The sequence below is a fragment of the Priestia sp. BR_2 genome, from assembly GCF_041954005.1.
GTDB lineage: Bacteria > Bacillota > Bacilli > Paenibacillales > Paenibacillaceae > Paenibacillus_AQ > Paenibacillus_AQ lautus_A.
Genome location: NZ_JAVFHM010000338.1, coordinates 283,043 through 300,965, shown reverse-complemented (window position 1 = coordinate 300,965; position 17,923 = coordinate 283,043). Strand labels below are relative to the sequence as shown.

Genomic DNA, 17,923 nt, shown 5'->3' with positions numbered 1-17,923 from the left:
AGGTTCACCCCGGATGGATATGACGATCCTGCAGGTGTTTAACGGACTGAGCGTCAGCTCGATATTATTATTGATCGCGCTCGGTTTGGCGGTAACGTTCGGCTTAATGAATGTCATTAATATGGCCCATGGCGAGCTGATCATGATCGGCGCTTATTCCACGTACGTTACCCAAGGTTTGTTCTCCGCTTATATGCCGAAATCGTGGTTCGATACCTATTTCATCGCCGCATTGTTAGTATCCTTCATGGTTGCCGCCGCGGTCGGCTGGCTGCTTGAAACGGTGCTTATCCGCCATTTGTACGGCAGACCGCTGGATAGTCTGCTCGCCACATGGGGCGTCGGGATGATGCTGCAGCAGATCGCAAGGTTCATCTTCGGCGCACCGAACGTGGCCGTAACCAGCCCTTCCTGGCTGAACGGCGGGCTTGCGATCACCTCAAGCATCATCCTTCCTTACAAGCGGCTGTTCATTGTATTGCTCGTAGCCGTCGTCCTGACGGCGATGTATCTCTATATTTACAGAACGGTTCAAGGCCGTAGGATGCGGGCGGTGATGCAGAACCGAAGCATGGCCGGTTGTCTCGGCATTTCGACCCGGCGCGTGGACGGACTGACGTTTGCGATCGGCTCGGGCATCGCCGGTATTGCGGGCTGCGCATTGACGCTGCTCGGCCCGATCGGACCGTCGATCGGAACCTATTATATCGTCGATGCTTTCATGGTGGTGGTGCTGGGCGGCGTCGGAAAGCTGGTCGGCACGGTTGCCGGAGCGCTGGGCATCGGCGTGTTCAACACGCTGTTTGAGACCTATACTTCGGCATCCATCGGCAAAGTGCTGGTATTCGCCTGCATCGTGGCTTTCCTGCAGTGGAAGCCCCGCGGGCTCGTCGCGCTGCGAACGCGCAGTTTGGATTAGAGAGGAGGGGAATGCATGGTGCTGAAATGGTTGACAGGAAACCCCGGCGGCCGATCGAAACGGATTCTATGGAGCGCGGTGCTGCTCCTGATGTGTTTGGCCCCTTTGTTCACGACGCCTTTTCGCCTCGGATTGCTAACGAAATTTTTGGCTTTGGCGATCCTTGCGGTCGGGCTTGACCTGATCTGGGGATACGGCGGCATTCTGAGCCTTGGACATGGCGTGTTCTTCGGGCTGGGCGCTTATGCCATGGCCATGTACCTGAAGCTGGATGCCAGCGGCTCGGCCCTGCCTGATTTTATGGGTTGGAGCGGGGTGGCGTCCCTGCCCTGGTTCTGGGAGCCTTTCCGATCGTTCCCGGCGGCCTTGATACTCGGGATGCTGTTGCCGGCCCTGCTGGCGTTGATACTCGGATTCTTTACGTTCCGCAACCGGATCGTCGGCGTGTATTTTACGATTCTGACGCAGGCCCTGGTCATGATCGTGGTTACGCTGTTTGTCGGCAAGCAGGAGTGGACGGGGGGAACGAACGGGCTTACGGGCTACAGCTCCATTTTGGGATTTAACCTGAATGCGCCCTCCACGAAAATAGGATTGTATTTTATTACGCTGGCCGCTTTGGCAGGAGCCTATATTCTATGCAGAAGAATTGTGAACAGCCGCGTGGGCCAGGTGCTGGAAGCGTCGAGGGATGGGGAGAACCGGGTACGGTTTCTGGGATTTGATCCTTCCCGCTACAAAACCTTTGCGTTTGCCGTATCGGGGGGGCTGGCCGGGCTAGCAGGCATGCTGTTTGTCCTTCAGGTCGGCATTATTTCGCCGTCCATGATGGGCATCGTCCCGTCTATTGAAATGGTGCTCTGGGTCGCGCTTGGCGGCAGGGGAACGCTGATCGGCGCCATAATCGGCGCCGTGCTGCTGAACGCGGCCAAGACCGGGATCAGCGAAGCTTATCCCGAAGGGTGGCTGCTGGTATTGGGCGCTTTGTTTGTCATTGTTGTGGTCTTGATGCCGAAAGGATTGACCGGGTTGTGGAGCAAGGCGGCTTCGTCATTATCCAAAAGAGGAGGGACTGTCCATGCAGCCGTACGCAAAGAGAGCTGATGTTTCGGTAGCCGCACATGGGGAGGTCAGGGGCATCGGCATGTCGCCCACCGTGCTGTCCGCGGAAAATATAACGGTGGCCTTTGGCGGGTTTGTAGCGGTGAACGGCATGAATCTGGCGCTTCGCCAGCATGAGCTGCATTTTCTGATCGGCCCGAACGGGGCAGGGAAGACCACGATGCTGGATGTGATCTGCGGAAAGACTAAGCCTGGGGCGGGGCGGGTGCTGCTCGGCGACGGACTTGAGATTACGAGGAAGCGGGACTATGAAATCGCGGGTCTCGGCGTGGGCCGGAAATTCCAGGCACCGTCGATATTCCCCAACCTGAGCGTCAAGGAAAACCTGGAGCTGACCGTCGATTCGGACCGAAGCGTGCTCCGGGCGCTGAAGGTCAGGAGAAATCGATGCACTACGTTCGAGATGAAGAAGGTTCTGGAATTGATCGGACTTCCCGATCGGCTTCATGTTCGGGCAGGTTCCCTGTCGCATGGAGAGAAGCAGTGGCTGGAGATCGGCATGCTGCTGCTTCAGAAGCCGCGGCTTCTGCTGCTGGATGAACCGGTAGCGGGAATGACGGACGAGGAAACGATGAAGACCGGCGAGCTCCTTCAAGGCATTGCTAAGGAATGCTCTGTCGTTGTGGTCGAGCACGATATGGAGTTTGTACGTTCTTTTGCCGCCAAGGTTACCGTCATGCATGAAGGGAAACTGCTGAAGGAAGGGTCCATGCAGGAGATTCAGCGCGATCCGCTGGTGGCCGAGGTTTACCTTGGAAAAAGGAGGGAGGCGAATGCTCAAGCTGCAGGGCATTGAATCGGGTTATGGGGAGAGTGCCGTCCTGCGCGGCGTGTCCATGGTCGTGGACCCCGCAAGGATCGTATGCCTGGTTGGGCGTAACGGAGTCGGGAAAACCACGCTGATGCGAACGATAACCGGGCAATTGAAAATCCGGCAGGGGCGGATGAGCCTTGGCGAGCAGGAGGTTACCGGTTGGGATTCCGTAAAGAGAGCAAGAGGCGGGATCGGGTATGTCCCGCAAGGGCGCGAGATTTTCCCTCAACTCACTGTAAAAGAGAATCTCCTGCTCGGCCTTGAGCCATGCGTGCCTCGTACGAAGGCATTCCCGGAGGATGTGTTAGCCTTGTTTCCGGTACTGCCGCAAATGTATCACCGCCAAGGCGGTGACCTAAGCGGAGGACAGCAGCAGCAGCTTGCTTTCGCGAGGGCGCTTGCCTCCCGGCCCAAGGTGCTGCTGCTCGACGAGCCGACCGAAGGCATCCAGCCTTCCATCGTGGAGGAAATTCAAGACGTCATCCGCGGGATCAAAGCCAAAGGAGAAACGTCGGTCATTCTGGTGGAGCAGAGCATCGAATTCGTCCGAAGCGTGGCCGATTATATCTATGTCATGGATAAAGGGACGATCGTAGCCGAAGGGGTGCAGGATGCCATCGATATAGAGCAGTTCGAGCATTATTTGACGGTCTAAAGAGTTTTCATGAAAGCTGGTTCGCATTTGGAGGTAGACCGTCAATGAGATTTGAATGATAGAGGTTGTCTCTATGGGTTCGTTGTTACCTATAGGGCAGCTCTTTTTTTATTTTGATCTTGCTATTTTGGAGATGCGGGGGTAGAATGTGAGTGATTCAACTTGTACGTACATTCATTTGATTAACATTCATTTATATGTAAAGGTATGTACAAGTTAGTGAGTAATCATTCGTACAGGAGGCGTTATAATCATGAATTTGAAACCGCATTCTTTTTGGTTTGTCACCGGAAGCCAGCACTTGTATGGTCCCGAAACGCTGGAACAGGTCGCCGAGCACTCCCGCATCGTGGCAACGGAGTTTGACAAAGATCCTGTATTTACGTACCCCATTGTATTCAAGCCGATCGTAACGACACCCGATGAAATATACAACCTGATTCTTGAGGCTAACAACGATGAGTCCTGCGCAGGCATCATGACGTGGATGCACACGTTCTCCCCGGCCAAAATGTGGATCGCGGGCCTATCCCAGTTGCAGAAGCCGCTTCTTCATTTCCATACCCAATTCAACCGGGACATTCCTTGGGAAACGATTGATATGGACTTTATGAACCTGAACCAGTCCGCTCACGGCGACCGCGAGTATGGCCATATCGGTGCCCGTCTGGGCATTGCACGCAAGGTCGTCGTGGGCCACTGGGAAGACGGGGAGGTTCGCGGCAGCATTGCCGGCTGGATGCGGACTGCCGCGGCCTATGCCGAAAGCCGCAGGCTGAAGGTGGCCCGCTTCGGCGACAATATGCGTCAGGTAGCGGTAACCGAAGGGGACAAAGTGGAGGCGCAAATCAAGCTTGGCTGGTCCGTGAACGGTTACGGCATCGGCGACCTTGCGCAGTCCATGAACGAAGTCGGCGATGAAGAGGTCAAGGCGCTCCTGAACGAATATGCGGAGTCGTATTCGATTACCAAGGAAGGGCTTAGCGACGGTCCCGTGCGCGATTCGATCGCGTACCAAGCCCGGATCGAGATTGCGCTTCGCCGTTTCCTCGAGGAAGGCGGCTTCGGCGCATTCACGACGACCTTCGAGGATCTGCACGGAATGAAACAGCTCCCGGGGCTCGCCGTTCAGCGCTTGATGGAGTCCGGTTACGGTTTCGGCGGGGAAGGCGATTGGAAAACAGCGGCCCTGACACGCGTGTTGAAGGTGCTTGCAGACAATAAAAGCACTTCCTTCATGGAGGACTACACCTATCATTTCGAGCCGGGAAATCATATGATTCTCGGATCGCACATGCTGGAGGTATGCCCGACCATCGCGCTGGATAAACCCACGCTTGAGGTTCATCCGCTCGGGATTGGAGGCAAGGGGGATCCGGCACGACTCGTGTTTAACGGCCAAGACGGCCCTGCCGTCAATGCTTCCCTGATTGATCTCGGGCACCGCTTCAGACTGCTGGTGAATGTGGTGGACGGCGTCAAGGTGGAGCAGCCGATGCCGAAGCTGCCGGTAGCCCGCGTGCTGTGGAAGCCGCAGCCATCCCTTCGCGAATCTGCGGAAGCGTGGATTTTGGCCGGCGGCGCGCATCATACCGTTCTCTCTTATGCCATGACGGCCGAACACTTAAGCGATTGGGCGGAGATGGCCGGCATTGAAGCGGTCATTATCGACAAGGATACAACGATACCGCGCTTCAAGAACGAGCTCCGCTGGAGCGAAGCCGCATACCGTCTGCGGTAACTGGTTCTGTCGGCATTCGCCTAGCCTGTGTTACAATAGCGAGATAGCTTAGGATTGCAGGGGATCCTAATATAATGAGTACGTGAGGCTAGAGGTGAATGATGAATAATAGACGGATACCCAAATATATTGTATTAAAAAACGAACTGCTCTCGTGGTTTGAATCCGGCCGGCTTCAAGCAGGCAAACAGGTTCCTTCGGAGCATGAAATCGCGGACCAGTTCGGCGTAAGCCGCCAGACGGTCCGCCAAACCTTCGGCGAGCTGGAGAAGGAAGGCTGGCTCGAACGGATTCAAGGCAAAGGAACCTTTGCCCGCAATCCGGCGCGGCGGGAAAGCGAGCAGGTCAAGACGATCGGCATCATGACGACGTACATCTCGGATTATATTTTCCCGCATATCGTCAGGGGAGCGGAGGCGGAGCTGCGCAGCAAGGGATACCGCCTGCTGCTCTCCAGCACCGACAACAACAAGGAGAAGGAGATGGAGAGCCTTCGGCTCATGACCAGCCAGCCGCTGAGCGGGCTGATTATCGAGCCGACCAAGAGCGCGGAGGGCAATCCGAATCTGACATATTTCCTGTCCCTGCAGGAGAAGGGGATTCCGTTTCTGATGATCAACGAGAAGTATCGGGAACTGGAATGCCCTTGCCTTAAGCTGGACGATGAGCTTGGCGGTTACAAGGCCACGCGGCATTTGATCGAGAACGGCCATTCGGCGATTGCCGGATTCTTCAAGCGGGACGACCTTCAGGGCGTAAACCGGCTGAAGGGCTTCTTGCGGGCGCATCGGGAGGCGGGCATCCCCGTTTCGCCGGAGCGGGTGGTTACGTATACAACGGAACAGAAGGGCCGTTTCCCTTATGAACAGGCCGTCCAATTGCTGAAGCAGCCGATCGGGCAGCGGCCGACGGGATTCGTATGTTATAACGACGAGCTGGCCGTGTCTTTGGCGGAGGCGGCAGGGGAATGCGGGCTGCACATTCCGCAGGACGTGTCCATGGTCGGTTTCGATGATTCCACCCTAGCCGTTGCTTCCGGCGTGAAGCTGACGACGATGACCCACCCGAAGACGGAGATGGGGATCATGGCGGCCAGGCAGTTGATCAGCATGATCGAGCATCATACCGTGTTTGAGGATACGGTTTATCAACCGGAGCTTGTGGAGAGAGAATCGGTGGACAAACGATAGAGAATAGGGAGTTTAAGGTCCGATATTTCGGACCCTTGCTTGCCAACTTGTACGTACAACTATATTTTCAAGGCTGGAGAGGAGCGGTTGTTCATGTTGGAGGATTTGAAGCAGCAGGTGCTTGAGGCGAATCTGGAGCTTCCGAAGTACGGGCTCGTTACCTTTACATGGGGAAACGTCAGCGGCATCGACCGTGAACGCGGACTGTTTGTCATTAAGCCGAGCGGCGTGCCGTACGAGGATTTAAAAGCGGACGACATGGTCGTGCTGGATTTGAAGGGGAATGTCGTTGAAGGGGATTTGCGCCCTTCCTCCGACACCCCGACTCATCTGGTGCTGTATCAGAACTTTAAGGAGATCGGCGGGATTGTGCACACCCACTCGCCATGGGGAACGAGCTGGGCTCAGGCGGGTCGCGCGCTGCCTGCTTACGGAACGACGCATGCCGACTATTTTTACGGGGAGATTCCGGTTACGCGGCCCATGACCCGGGAAGAAATTGAAGGGGCCTACGAGCTGGAGACGGGCAATGTCATCGTTGAACGATTCGCGGATCTGGATCCGAACATGGTGCCCGGGGTGCTTGTGCATTCCCATGCGCCGTTCGTGTGGGGCAAGGATGCCCATAATGCCGTGCATAATGCGGTGGTGCTGGAGGAGTGCGCCAAGATTGCAGCCCGGATGCAGCAGATCAATCCCGAAACCGAACCGATGGATCAGACGCTGCTGGATCGCCATTTTTTGCGGAAGCATGGAGTTAATGCTTATTACGGTCAAAAGTAACGCATATATTCATCATTCATGATTTCATCGGTAGGAGGAAATGAGATGGGGAATAAATACACCATTGGTGTCGATTACGGAACGCAGTCCGGACGTGCGGTATTGGTTAATCTGGCGAACGGGCAGGAAGTGGCGGATCATGTAACGCCTTATCGGCACCATGTTATTGATGAGTTTCTGCCGGGTTCCGGAAAGCGGCTGGAGCATGACTGGGCGCTTCAGCATCCGGGGGATTATCTGGAGGTTTTGCAGGTATCGGTGCCTGCCGTCATCCAACAATCCGGCATTGATCCGGCGGATGTGATCGGCATCGGCATCGATTTTACGGCTTGCACCATGCTGCCGGTTGACGAGCTTGGCGAGCCGCTCTGCTTCCATCCGGAGCTGGCCGATCAGCCGCACAGCTGGGTTAAGCTGTGGAAGCATCACGCGGCCCAGCCGGAAGCAGACAAGATCAACGCGATCGCCGCTGAGCGCGGAGAGGCTTTTTTGCCCCGTTATGGCGGGAAGATCTCATCCGAATGGATGATAGCCAAAGTCTGGCAGATTCTTGACGAGGCGCCGGCCATCTATGAACGCGCGGATCGGTTCCTGGAGGCCACGGATTGGGTCATCTCCCAAATGACCGGCCATATTGTCCGCAACAGCTGTACGGCTGGTTACAAGGCGATATGGCATAAGCAAGACGGATATCCAAGCAAGGATTACTTTAAAGCGCTGGATCCCAGATTGGAGGATCTGGCCGATACGAAGCTGCGCGGAGAGGTCCGTCCCCTTGGGAGCAGCGCCGGCGGCTTGACCGAGAAGATGGCGGAAATGATGGGCTTAACGCCTGGCATAGCCGTGGCCGTCGGCAACGTTGACGCGCATGCCGCGGTACCGGCGGTCGGCGTCGTAACACCGGGCAAGCTGGTCATGGCCATGGGGACCTCGATCTGCCATATGCTGCTCGGCACGGAAGAGAAGCAGGTCGAAGGGATGTGCGGCGTCGTCGAAGACGGCATCATTCCGGGATTATACGGTTATGAAGCCGGGCAATCGGCGGTGGGCGATATTTTTGAATGGTACGTTGAGGAAGCGCTTCCCGCGTACGTTAAGGAGGCTGCGACCGAGGAAGGAATCGGCGTGCATCAATGGCTGGAACGGGAAGCGGCTGCATACAAACCGGGCCAGAGTGGTCTGCTAGCGCTGGATTGGTGGAACGGCAACCGCTCGGTGCTGGTGGATACGGATCTGACCGGGTTGATGTTAGGGATGACGCTGTTGACGAAGCCGCAGGAAATCTATCGCGCCCTGCTGGAGGCGACGGCTTTCGGCACGCGCAAAATCGTGGACGCCTTTCATGAGAACGGCGTGGCTGTGGATGCTCTCTATGCATGCGGCGGACTGCCGCAAAAGAACCGTCTCCTGATGCAGATTTATGCGGACGTTACCAATCGCGAAATCTATGTGGCTGATTCCAAACAGACGCCGGCGCTTGGTGCCGCGATGTTCGCCGCAGTGGCGGCGGGTCAGGCGAAAGGCGGATATGATTCCATTATCGATGCGGCCGAAAAGATGGCACGGGTGAAGGAAGAGACCTTCAAGCCGATACCGGAGCATGTGGAAGTGTATGAGCAGCTGTATCAGGAATACAGCAAGCTGCATGATTATTTCGGCCGCGGGGAAAACGACGTCATGAAAAGGCTGAAGCGGATTAAGCAGACGGCAGAATAGGCTGGCGGAGCAGCGCAAGACCAGAAGAGGATCGTCCCGCCCTGCATATAGAGGGCGGGACGTCCTTCGAGACAAATATAGACCAGATGCTTGGATCGTCAACATGGGATGGGATGAAAGGGGAGGAGCTGCATGACGGATTATTTGAACGAAGCAAAAGGTTTAATGAGCCGAATGAGGGAAGTCCGGCCGGCGTTCCGCGGACTTGAAACGATGGAGCTGGAGCCCGGCGCTATTTCAGCTGTGCCCGCGTACCTTAAACGGCAGGGCCTCAATTCACCGATCGTGGTGGCCGATGCGAATACGTATGAAGCTGCGGGTCAAACGCTGATGGAGCGGCTGGAAGCGGAAGGTCTGGAACCCCGGCTGTGCTTGATCGAGCCTGATGAGTTAGGCGACGTGGTGGCGGATGAACGCTCGCTGATGCAGCTTTTTATCGAGGTGGAGCCAGAGCGGACAGGATGCCTCATCGCTGCCGGATCCGGTACCCTTCATGACATTACCCGCTTTGTCGCTCATCGGTGCGGGAAGCCGTTCGTCTCTGTACCTACGGCACCTTCGGTAGACGGCTTTACTTCGGCCGGCGCGCCGATCGTGGTTCGGGGGATCAAGCAGACCTATGCTGCAACGGCTCCGATCGCCATATTCGCCGACCCGGATATCCTTGCGAAAGCCCCGCAACCGCTTATAGCGGCGGGGTTTGGCGATATGCTCGGCAAATATACGTCGCTGCTGGATTGGAGATTCTCCTCGACCACGGCCGGCGAGCCCTATGATGGCCAAGTGGCAGAAATCACGGAGCGGGCACTGGAATCTTGCATCCAGCACGTGGAGGCCATCGGCCAGCGCACGGAGGAAGGCATCCGCATTCTGATGACGGCTTTGATTGAATCCGGGATCGCGATGCTGCTGTTCGGGCAGTCCCATCCTGCCTCAGGGGCAGAGCATCATTTGTCGCATTACTGGGAGATGGAGTACTTGCGCCGCGGCAACCGGGCGCTGCTTCATGGCGCCAAGGTAGGGGTAGCCTGCAGCGAGATATCGAGCCTTTACCATGCTGCGGCTGATCAACGAGTGTATCCTTATGCCGAGCCCAAGCTTTGGGAGACGTATGGGGAGCAGGTTCGGGAGTGGCTTCGGAAGGTTCCTTCGAAGGAGGAGATCGCCGGGCTGCTGCGGCAAGCGGGAGGTCCTTCCAGCCTGGAGGAGCTTGGCATTGATGAGGAGCTGTTTGGGGAGAGCCTGCGGGAGGCGCATAAGCTGCGCGACCGTCATACCATCCTGAGGGCACTGAACGAGGCTGACGGGGCAGGACAACCTGTGACTTCATACAGATAGCACAGCAGAGAGCGGGCCATGTCCGTCCGCCGACCTAAAGAATGGGCTTGCTGATAAGGTTATAGAAGGTATTCCCTTTAGCTAAAAAAGGCCTCTACATGATCGAATGATCATAGAGAGGCCTTTTTTGCGTCGTTCCCTTATCCTTCCTTCACATCATACAGCACGCGGGCCAACAGATCTTGACTGTAGTTTCCGAAATGCTTGCCGTAAATGGTTAAGCCGCGTTTATTCACCGACTGCTCGTTAACGGCAATCCTGAAGGTAAGCTCGCTCTTGTAATCGAGCTGTATTTGGTCCAAACCGACATCCGAAATGCGGCACCCGTCGATAAAGCTGCCTTCTTTATTAATTCGGATGAGCTTCAGCATGCCGTATTGGTTCAAGTGGGGTGGCCACCATTCAGGGTTGAAGGTACCGCGTTTGTCCCCGAAATCCCCCGGACTTGTCCAGCTGCCGATTTCGATCCCATTGACGTAAAAGAAAATATCCGACGGGTAATTATCGCAATGTCCCGGTGCTTCAGACCCCAGCTCCAAGGAGAATTGGATCTCGCGGAACGATTGGTTGGATTTCAAATAATTCGGGATCCGATATTCCAGGAAACCTTCGGTCAGCCAAATAATCTCCGAATTGATGCGCTCCGGATCGGCGAAATAGCGCGGATCGTCGAAATCTCCGATGATGCTGTCCTTGGTCGCAAGTCCGCAGGTCGGGATGGCTTGGTAGTCGCTGTAATGGCCGACCCGAATTTCCACCTCGTACAGATTATTAATATCCTTGCTTCGCAAATCGACCATCAAGGTGTCTTTATTCAGATAGCAGATCTTCTGGATGCCATGCTTCCCGCCCGTGGTATGGATTTCGATCAAGCCGCTTTCCTCCAGCTTCTTGATATGCATGGTAATGGCGCCATTGCTGAGGTTCAGCCTGTTTGCGAGATCATTCAGGTTCAGGCTTTGATTCTTGGCCAGCAGCTCCAAAATTTGAATGCGGATATCGGAGCTGAGCGCTTTGAAGATATCCAGTCCGCTCATTAAATCTTTAATGTAGATCATCTTATTTCAAACCTTCTTCCGATTAAGGGATTTATAAGGATGGGATGTTTGCAAACGTTTATTTCAAATAATTATAAATCAATATGAGCGTGAAATAAAGATGCGTTCAAAATCTTCAGAAAACTTGTGCGTGAAACAATAAAATCGATGCGGAAAACGCTTTTATTTGAGGATTATATTAAATTAGGATTGCAAAAAACAAGTGATTTCGGCTATTCTCGACAGAAATTGCGCTGGTTTTTATGATCATGAAAGTTTATTTTTTATTTATATAAATCATTTTATATTTGTATATTTACAGAGACCCCACCATATGATATTTTAGATCTGAAAACGAATTCAATTAATTTTATTTGAATTGTTTTACAATTATATCAAACGGAAGGTGAAGAACTTGGCAGCTGAGAACATGAAAGCACGAATGATCGTGGATAAGTCGTTTCGGATCGCGCAAGTTGATAACCGCATTTATGGTTCATTCATTGAACACCTAGGCCGCGCAGTATATGGCGGGATTTACGAGCCAGGCCATGAAACCGCGGATGCGGACGGTTTTCGGAATGACGTAAAGGAATTGATCAAGGAGCTGGACGTCCCGATTATCAGGTATCCCGGCGGGAATTTCGTTTCGGGGTATAACTGGGAAGATGGCGTGGGGCCTGTTGCCGAACGGCCAAAACGGCTGGAGCTGGCTTGGAGAACGCTGGAGCCGAACGATGTCGGCACGAATGAGTTTATATCCTGGGCCAAGGAAGTAGGCTCGGATGTCATGATGGCCGTGAATCTGGGGACGCGGGGGATCGATGCCGCCAGAAACTTGCTGGAATACACCAACCATCCGGGAGGCACGTATTGGAGCGACCTGCGCCGCCGCCATGGTTTTGAACAGCCGCACAAGATCAAGACCTGGTGCCTCGGCAACGAGATGGACGGACCTTGGCAGATCGGACACAAAACGTCCGAAGAGTACGGCCGGCTTGCGCTCGAGACGGCAAAAGCCATGCGGCTCGTCGACCCGACCATTGAGCTGGTTTCCTGCGGAAGCTCGAGCACGGGCATGCCGACATTCCCTGAATGGGAAGCCGTAACGCTGGATCATACGTATGAGGCGGTCGATTACATATCCCTGCATCAATATTACGGCAACCGTAATAACGATACCGCCAATTACCTGGCACTTACGCTCGATATGGACCACTTTATTCATACGGTGAAATCCACCTGCGATTACATCAAGGCCAAGAAACGCAGCAAAAAGACGATGTATCTGAGTTTCGATGAGTGGAATGTCTGGTATCATTCCAATGACGCCGACAGGCAGATTGATCCATGGAGCATCGCTCCCCCTCAGCTGGAGGATGTGTACAACTTCGAGGATGCGATTCTTGTGGGCAGCATGCTGATCACGTTCCTGCGCCATGCGGACCGGGTCAAGATGGCTTGCCTGGCACAGCTCGTGAACGTGATCGCTCCGATCATGACCGAGAACGGCGGACGATCTTGGAAGCAGACGATCTTTTATCCGTATCTTCATGCATCCAAATTTGGCCGGGGCGTATCCCTGCTGCCGATCGTCGACTCGCCGAAATACGATTCCAAGGACTTTACCGACGTTCCTTATCTGGACAGCGCGGTCGTTCATAACGAAGCGGATGAAGAAATTACGATTTTTGCCGTGAACCGCCATCTGGAGGAAGCCTTGGAGCTCGAATGCGATGTTCGCAGTTTTGAAGGTTACCGGCTGTTGGAGCATATCGTGCTGGAGCATGAGGATCTGAAAGCGGTGAACACCGCATCCGAGGAAAAAGTAAAGCCTCATCATCAGGGGGGCGCGAAACTCGATAACGGTATGGTTAACGCAAGGCTTGCCAAGGCATCATGGAACGTCATCCGCTTGAAAAAAGCCTAATAACAGCAAGGGGGCGGTCCTCGATGTGGGCTGCCCCGTCTCCCAAACACTCATATCAAATTACACACAATATGAAAACGCTTTATTTCTGAGGAATAGCAGAAGTACCGATGTTCGAAGTGTAGGTTTGTATGAACGAAAATTAAGGGAGGTCCAGTAAGATGATGAAAAGATGGATGATTGTATTCATGGTGTTATGTATGACGCTCTTCCTGTGGGGATGCGGCAAATCGAACAATGCCGGCGGCGAAACCTCGGTCCTGGACGGGGGGGCGGGAGAAAGCGCTACGGAGCTGTCGTATTGGACGTTTGTTGAGCTGCACGGCCAGCACTTCGAGAAAATGCTGGGCAAATGGAACACGGAGAACCCCGATCGCCAGATCAAGCTGAACGTAACGGTCATGCCTTATGACGACATGCATAACAAATTATCCATCGCGGTTCAATCGGGGACGGGTGCCCCCGACATTGCGGATATCGAGCTTGGGAAATTTCCGGATTTCCTTGCCGGCACGCCGCAGCTTGAACCGCTCAACGACGTCATTGATCCATACCGGGATACCATCGTGAAATCCCGTATCGACCTTTACAGCAAGGAGGATGTGAATTACGGCATCCCGACCCATGTCGGAGCTTCCGTCGCCTTCTATAATACCGAGATTTTGGAGGAGGCCGGGGTCAATTATCAGGATATCGTGACTTGGGAGGATTTCAAGCAGGCCGGTATCCAGGTGTATGAAAAAACCGGCAAGTATATGGGGACGGCCGATACAAGCGCAGCTTGGCAAGCTTCCATGCTGCTCGCTCAGCAAGGCGCGGATCTGACGGACGATTCCGGCAATCCGATCGTGAATTCGGAGCCGATGGTGAAGGCCATGACGCTGCTCAAGGATCTGCAGGACAGCAATGTCATCGCGACCATCGCCGGCGGTCAGCCTGATACCGAAGAGGCCTACGGCGAGTTTAATGCAGGAAATTATGCCACGGCTTTCATGCCGTTATGGCAAATGTCCAGATATACCAATTACATGTCCGATTTGTCGGGAAAAATAGCCATCGCGCCGATTCCGGTCATCGAAGAAGGAATGCCCCGGTCGGTTGGCGGCGGCGGAACCGGCACGGTCGTGACCAAGACGGCAAAAGACGTGCAGCTGGCAAAAGATTTTCTGGCCTTCGCCAAACTGTCCCTGGATGCCAATAAAGAAATTTGGAACACGCTTGGATTCGATCCGGTCAATATGGACGTCTGGGATATGAAGGATGTTACGCACAATGCCGAGAATCAGTTCGTGAAATATTTCGTCAATAACCCGTTCGATGTCCTGAATGAGATCCGGGATGAAATCCGTTTAATCAAATCGACCTCCGCATCGCCCACCATCAACAACGTCCTGTGCACAACCACCTTCAACGAGATTTTTGAGGACGGCAAGGACATTACCGAAGCCCTGAATGACGCCCAGAAGCAAATCGAACAGGAATTGAAATAACGTTCGCTTATACGGTACAAAAACGAAGAGCTGCTCATGGATCGTCGGTGAGCGGCTCTCATTCAAAGGAGTCGAATCATGATTAAAAAATTTCTGTACTCTCAAAAGGTTGCTCCTTACGTGTTTGTCCTGCCGTTTATTCTGGTATTCCTCGTATTCTGGGTGTTTCCGCTCGGCAGCTCATTCAGCATGAGCTTTCAGAAAACGCAGCTGGGGCAGGAAGCGGATTGGGTCGGCTTGGCTAATTACGGGAAGCTGATGGGGGACGGCGTCTTTTTGAAGGCAGTCACGAACAGCGCGATTTACATGGTGTTGACGCTCCTGATCCTGATTCCGTTTCCGATGCTGTTCGCGGTGCTGATCAACAACAAGTTCATGTGGGGAAGGGAGTTCTTCAAGTCGTCTTTTTTCTTCCCTGCACTGACGTCGGTCGTTGTGGCAGGCACCATCTTCCGGCTCATGTTCGGCGAGATGGAAGGATCCCTGATCAACAGCATCCTGGGGTGGTTCGGGATCGATCCGGTGAAGTTTCTGAAGGGACAGGTCACCGGCTTTATCGCGCTGGTGGCTCTCGCCACTTGGCGGTGGACGGGGGTCAATATGCTATATTTTTTATCGGGACTCAAGAACATTCCGGGTGAATATTACGAGGCGGCATCCATCGACGGTGCCTCGGCCTTCCAGAAGTTTACCAAAATCACGATGCCTTTGTTGAAGCCGACCACGATTTATGTGTTAACGATCAGCATTTATGCGGGGCTTGCCATGTTTATCGAAAGCATGATGCTCTGGAACGGCAACAACTCTCCAAAGAATATCGGCCTCACGATCGTCGGTTACCTGTACCGTCAAGGCATCGAGAAGAACAATTTGGGTTATGCCGCCGCTGTAGGGATCGTGCTGCTGGCAATCACCATGATCATTAACCTGACGCAGCTGAAGCTCTCCGGCATGTTCAAGAAGGAGGATTGAGGATGAGAAGAGAAACGCTGGTCAAAATAATCCTCTTGATCTTGTTCTCCATACTGTGCTTTCTGATCCTGGTGCCTTTTTATGCCGTCACCATCGCTTCCTTTAAACCCGGCGAGGATTTGATCCGGTATGGCCTGAATTTGAAATTTGATCTGTCGGTGATGAGCCTGGACAATTTCGCCTACCTGTTTACGGGCGATCACTCCTACTTCATGTGGTTTTTTAACTCCTTGCTCCTCACGGTGGTGCAGGTTACGTTAACCCTGCTGGTCAGCGCAACCGTTGCCTATGGGTTTGCAGCCTATGATTTCATCGGCAAGAACTTCTTGTTTATCTGCGTGCTTTTGATTATGATGGTTCCTTTTGAAATTCTTCTTCTTCCGCTATACTCCCTGACGTACAATCTGGGCCTCATGAATACGTACTCGGCGATTGTGCTGCCGGGGATCGCAAGCGCGGCCACGATTTTCTTCTTCAGGCAGTATTTAAGAGGGGTTCCAAAAGAAATGATTGCGGCAGGTCGGGTCGACGGGGCCAGCGAATACGGGATCTATGTTCGGCTGATCCTGCCCGTGATGAAGCCGTCCTTTGCAGCCATGGCGATTCTGAACGGCATGAACAGCTGGAACAATTTCCTATGGCCGTTCATGGTGCTCAGCGATGATCGCAAGTACACGCTTCCGATCGGGTTGAAGACGCTGTTGACTCCTTACGGGAACAACTATGATTTATTGATTGTCGGCTCCTTTTTCTCGATCATCCCGATTTTCATCTTGTTCATGGCCTTCCAGAAATATTTCATTGACGGGATGACGGCGGGGGCGGTGAAAGGCTGATCGTTCGGTCGGTATGACCGGTCCTGCCCTTGCTGTCGGCACCTCAAATCCATTATGATACAAGGAAACCTGCGTATTCTGATGAATGAGGTGACATATCGTGCATCCTGTAACAAAGGCTCTACTATGGATTGGCGGCGCTCTGATCGTGATCGGGCTGCTGTGGCCTGTCATCGGCCGATTCGTCGGCCGGCTGCCGGGCGACATCGTCGTGGATAAACCCAATGTCAAAATTTATTTTCCGATCGTAACCTGCCTCGTCATCAGCGTGGTGGGTTCGTTGATTCTGTTTCTGATCCAGCAGTTTCGCAAGTAGTCGGGATTTCATAAGAAAAACGTCATCGACGTACTTTCTCAGAAGACAGACCGCGGTTAGGGGATGTTTTTCTTGCGATATCAGGAAGGCCTAAGCTTCGGAGTTTATACTTTCTGATATCTAAAAAAACAGGCCGGTTAGGGGAAACCCTTAACCGGCCTGTTTACGTGGAACAGCCGTTTTATTTTTGGATGATGGTGATTTCGGCATTCGGATCCAGGCTAAACACGATGGATTTGAACCTGGGCATTTCCAGAATGTGAACCCGGTAGACCAGCTGCTGCGAATGGGGGGCGTCACCGTGGTTCGCGCCTTCACCCTTGGCATGTGCCGATAGGGGATCATACCCCATGATGGCTTTCATGGTGTGCCGGATTTCCGCTTCGCTGATGCTTAGAATCCGTACCTCCCGTTTAAGCGGAAGGCTTGAAGTCGTAACGCGCCCTGTCTCCAGTGCCATCAGGCACGCGATGGCGGAATACATCGCCCGTTCCCAGCCGAGGAGGAGCCCCGCCAAAGTCAGTACCAACAGATTGATCATGATATGGACGTAGGGCAGCTTCAGCCGGGTCAGCAGCTGCGATAGCTGCTGGGGGATCTTCGGCATCTGGAGCGTATCCAGGACGACGCCGTAACGAAGGCCGATGCCGATGCCGAGACCGAGGAAAATGCCGCCGATGCCTGCGCTCCCGATCTTGCTGTCGATGAGAGCGGGGATCGGAAAGAACAGGATCGAGCATACGGAAAACGTAAGCAGCCCGACGGTTGCGATGACGGCTTTTTCCCGGTTCGACCGGCGATAGGCCAGCAGAAGCAAGGGCAGATTTAATGCAAACAAAAACATGCCCGTATGAAGTCCCGTCAGATGCGAAGCGAGCGCAGAGATTCCCGTTACGCCGCCCGCGATGATTCCGCTAGGAACAAGAAATAAATCCAAACCGAAAGCTGCGATCAGGCCTCCGATGGCAGCCATGCTCAGTCTTCTTCGTGTACTTGCCTTGCTTGCGGCCTCTTGTGCACCGTTCGTTGTCCGAACCGGGGCTTGAACCATAGGCAATGTACCC

16 protein-coding genes are annotated in these 17,923 nt (G+C 54.0%); 14 read left to right on the top strand and 2 right to left on the bottom strand.

Going from position 1 to position 17,923, the window contains the following annotated elements; genetic code table 11:
• Positions 1-13 precede the first annotated feature (13 nt).
• From urtB to RB298_RS30520, 9 genes are all read left to right on the top strand, one after another.
• The gene (gene urtB, locus RB298_RS30560; RefSeq protein WP_015734091.1) at positions 14-919 is read left to right on the top strand and encodes an urea ABC transporter permease subunit UrtB; all 906 of its coding nucleotides are present in this window, start codon (positions 14-16) and stop codon (positions 917-919) included.
• Positions 920-934: 15 nt separating this feature from the next.
• The gene (urtC, locus tag RB298_RS30555) at positions 935-2,023 is read left to right on the top strand and encodes an urea ABC transporter permease subunit UrtC (protein WP_015734092.1); all 1,089 of its coding nucleotides are present in this window, start codon (positions 935-937) and stop codon (positions 2,021-2,023) included.
• Positions 1,998-2,837: an urea ABC transporter ATP-binding protein UrtD gene (gene urtD / locus RB298_RS30550; RefSeq protein ID WP_096772969.1), complete on the top strand. Its 840-nt coding sequence runs from the start codon at positions 1,998-2,000 to the stop codon at positions 2,835-2,837. The genes urtC and urtD overlap by 26 nt, the downstream gene beginning before the upstream one ends.
• Positions 2,815-3,510: an urea ABC transporter ATP-binding subunit UrtE gene (gene urtE, locus RB298_RS30545; protein WP_096772970.1), complete on the top strand. Its 696-nt coding sequence runs from the start codon at positions 2,815-2,817 to the stop codon at positions 3,508-3,510. The genes urtD and urtE overlap by 23 nt, the downstream gene beginning before the upstream one ends.
• Positions 3,511-3,763: 253 nt before the next feature.
• The gene (araA, locus tag RB298_RS30540; RefSeq protein WP_277748326.1) at positions 3,764-5,251 is read left to right on the top strand and encodes an L-arabinose isomerase; all 1,488 of its coding nucleotides are present in this window, start codon (positions 3,764-3,766) and stop codon (positions 5,249-5,251) included.
• 101 nt (positions 5,252-5,352) lie between these two features.
• On the top strand, positions 5,353-6,441 hold the full coding sequence (locus RB298_RS30535) for a substrate-binding domain-containing protein (RefSeq protein WP_486050158.1): 1,089 nt from the start codon (positions 5,353-5,355) through the stop codon (positions 6,439-6,441).
• Positions 6,442-6,534: 93 nt separating this feature from the next.
• Positions 6,535-7,224, top strand: coding sequence for an L-ribulose-5-phosphate 4-epimerase (gene araD, locus RB298_RS30530; RefSeq protein WP_096772973.1), 690 nt, complete (start codon positions 6,535-6,537; stop codon positions 7,222-7,224).
• A gap of 45 nt (positions 7,225-7,269) precedes the next feature.
• Positions 7,270-8,940 (top strand): ribulokinase, encoded by a 1,671-nt coding sequence (locus RB298_RS30525; protein ID WP_096772974.1) that lies wholly within the window; start codon positions 7,270-7,272, stop codon positions 8,938-8,940.
• A 132-nt stretch (positions 8,941-9,072) separates the two neighbouring features.
• Positions 9,073-10,278 carry a sn-glycerol-1-phosphate dehydrogenase gene (locus RB298_RS30520; RefSeq protein ID WP_096772975.1) on the top strand — a complete coding sequence of 402 codons (1,206 nt, stop codon included), beginning with the start codon at positions 9,073-9,075 and terminating at the stop codon, positions 10,276-10,278.
• A 140-nt stretch (positions 10,279-10,418) separates the two neighbouring features.
• Here the strand turns inward: RB298_RS30520 and RB298_RS30515 are convergent, their stop codons facing one another.
• Complete coding sequence (locus RB298_RS30515; protein ID WP_486050093.1) at positions 10,419-11,336, bottom strand: ArsR/SmtB family transcription factor; 918 nt, start codon at positions 11,334-11,336, stop codon at positions 10,419-10,421.
• A 409-nt stretch (positions 11,337-11,745) separates the two neighbouring features.
• On the opposite strand from RB298_RS30515, the gene arfA reads away from it, so the two are divergent.
• The 5 genes from arfA (at position 11,746) to RB298_RS30490 (ending at position 16,859) form a co-directional block, all read left to right on the top strand.
• On the top strand, positions 11,746-13,245 hold the full coding sequence (gene arfA, locus RB298_RS30510) for an arabinosylfuranosidase ArfA (protein ID WP_486050156.1): 1,500 nt from the start codon (positions 11,746-11,748) through the stop codon (positions 13,243-13,245).
• 161 nt (positions 13,246-13,406) lie between these two features.
• Positions 13,407-14,735, top strand: coding sequence for an ABC transporter substrate-binding protein (locus RB298_RS30505; RefSeq protein WP_015734101.1), 1,329 nt, complete (start codon positions 13,407-13,409; stop codon positions 14,733-14,735).
• Between the two features lie 78 nt (positions 14,736-14,813).
• Positions 14,814-15,707 (top strand): carbohydrate ABC transporter permease, encoded by an 894-nt coding sequence (locus RB298_RS30500; RefSeq protein WP_036666213.1) that lies wholly within the window; start codon positions 14,814-14,816, stop codon positions 15,705-15,707.
• A gap of 2 nt (positions 15,708-15,709) precedes the next feature.
• Positions 15,710-16,543, top strand: coding sequence for a carbohydrate ABC transporter permease (locus RB298_RS30495; RefSeq protein WP_015734103.1), 834 nt, complete (start codon positions 15,710-15,712; stop codon positions 16,541-16,543).
• Positions 16,544-16,643: 100 nt separating this feature from the next.
• Positions 16,644-16,859, top strand: a complete 216-nt coding sequence (locus RB298_RS30490) for a DUF2905 domain-containing protein (protein WP_009591958.1) — start codon at positions 16,644-16,646, stop codon at positions 16,857-16,859.
• Between the two features lie 181 nt (positions 16,860-17,040).
• On the opposite strand, the gene RB298_RS30485 is transcribed toward RB298_RS30490, so the two are convergent.
• Positions 17,041-17,910, bottom strand: coding sequence for a YitT family protein (locus tag RB298_RS30485; RefSeq protein ID WP_486050155.1), 870 nt, complete (start codon positions 17,908-17,910; stop codon positions 17,041-17,043).
• Positions 17,911-17,923 lie beyond the last annotated feature (13 nt).

Coding starts and splice junctions, on each gene's coding strand:
- urtB (WP_015734091.1), top strand. CDS start 14: ATGGATATGACGATCCTGCAGGTGTTTAACGGACTGAGCGTCAGCTCG.
- urtC (WP_015734092.1), top strand. CDS start 935: ATGGTGCTGAAATGGTTGACAGGAAACCCCGGCGGCCGATCGAAACGG.
- urtD (WP_096772969.1), top strand. CDS start 1,998: ATGCAGCCGTACGCAAAGAGAGCTGATGTTTCGGTAGCCGCACATGGG.
- urtE (WP_096772970.1), top strand. CDS start 2,815: ATGCTCAAGCTGCAGGGCATTGAATCGGGTTATGGGGAGAGTGCCGTC.
- araA (WP_277748326.1), top strand. CDS start 3,764: ATGAATTTGAAACCGCATTCTTTTTGGTTTGTCACCGGAAGCCAGCAC.
- RB298_RS30535 (WP_486050158.1), top strand. CDS start 5,353: ATGAATAATAGACGGATACCCAAATATATTGTATTAAAAAACGAACTG.
- araD (WP_096772973.1), top strand. CDS start 6,535: ATGTTGGAGGATTTGAAGCAGCAGGTGCTTGAGGCGAATCTGGAGCTT.
- RB298_RS30525 (WP_096772974.1), top strand. CDS start 7,270: ATGGGGAATAAATACACCATTGGTGTCGATTACGGAACGCAGTCCGGA.
- RB298_RS30520 (WP_096772975.1), top strand. CDS start 9,073: ATGACGGATTATTTGAACGAAGCAAAAGGTTTAATGAGCCGAATGAGG.
- RB298_RS30515 (WP_486050093.1), bottom strand. CDS start 11,336: ATGATCTACATTAAAGATTTAATGAGCGGACTGGATATCTTCAAAGCG.
- arfA (WP_486050156.1), top strand. CDS start 11,746: ATGAAAGCACGAATGATCGTGGATAAGTCGTTTCGGATCGCGCAAGTT.
- RB298_RS30505 (WP_015734101.1), top strand. CDS start 13,407: ATGATGAAAAGATGGATGATTGTATTCATGGTGTTATGTATGACGCTC.
- RB298_RS30500 (WP_036666213.1), top strand. CDS start 14,814: ATGATTAAAAAATTTCTGTACTCTCAAAAGGTTGCTCCTTACGTGTTT.
- RB298_RS30495 (WP_015734103.1), top strand. CDS start 15,710: ATGAGAAGAGAAACGCTGGTCAAAATAATCCTCTTGATCTTGTTCTCC.
- RB298_RS30485 (WP_486050155.1), bottom strand. CDS start 17,910: ATGGTTCAAGCCCCGGTTCGGACAACGAACGGTGCACAAGAGGCCGCA.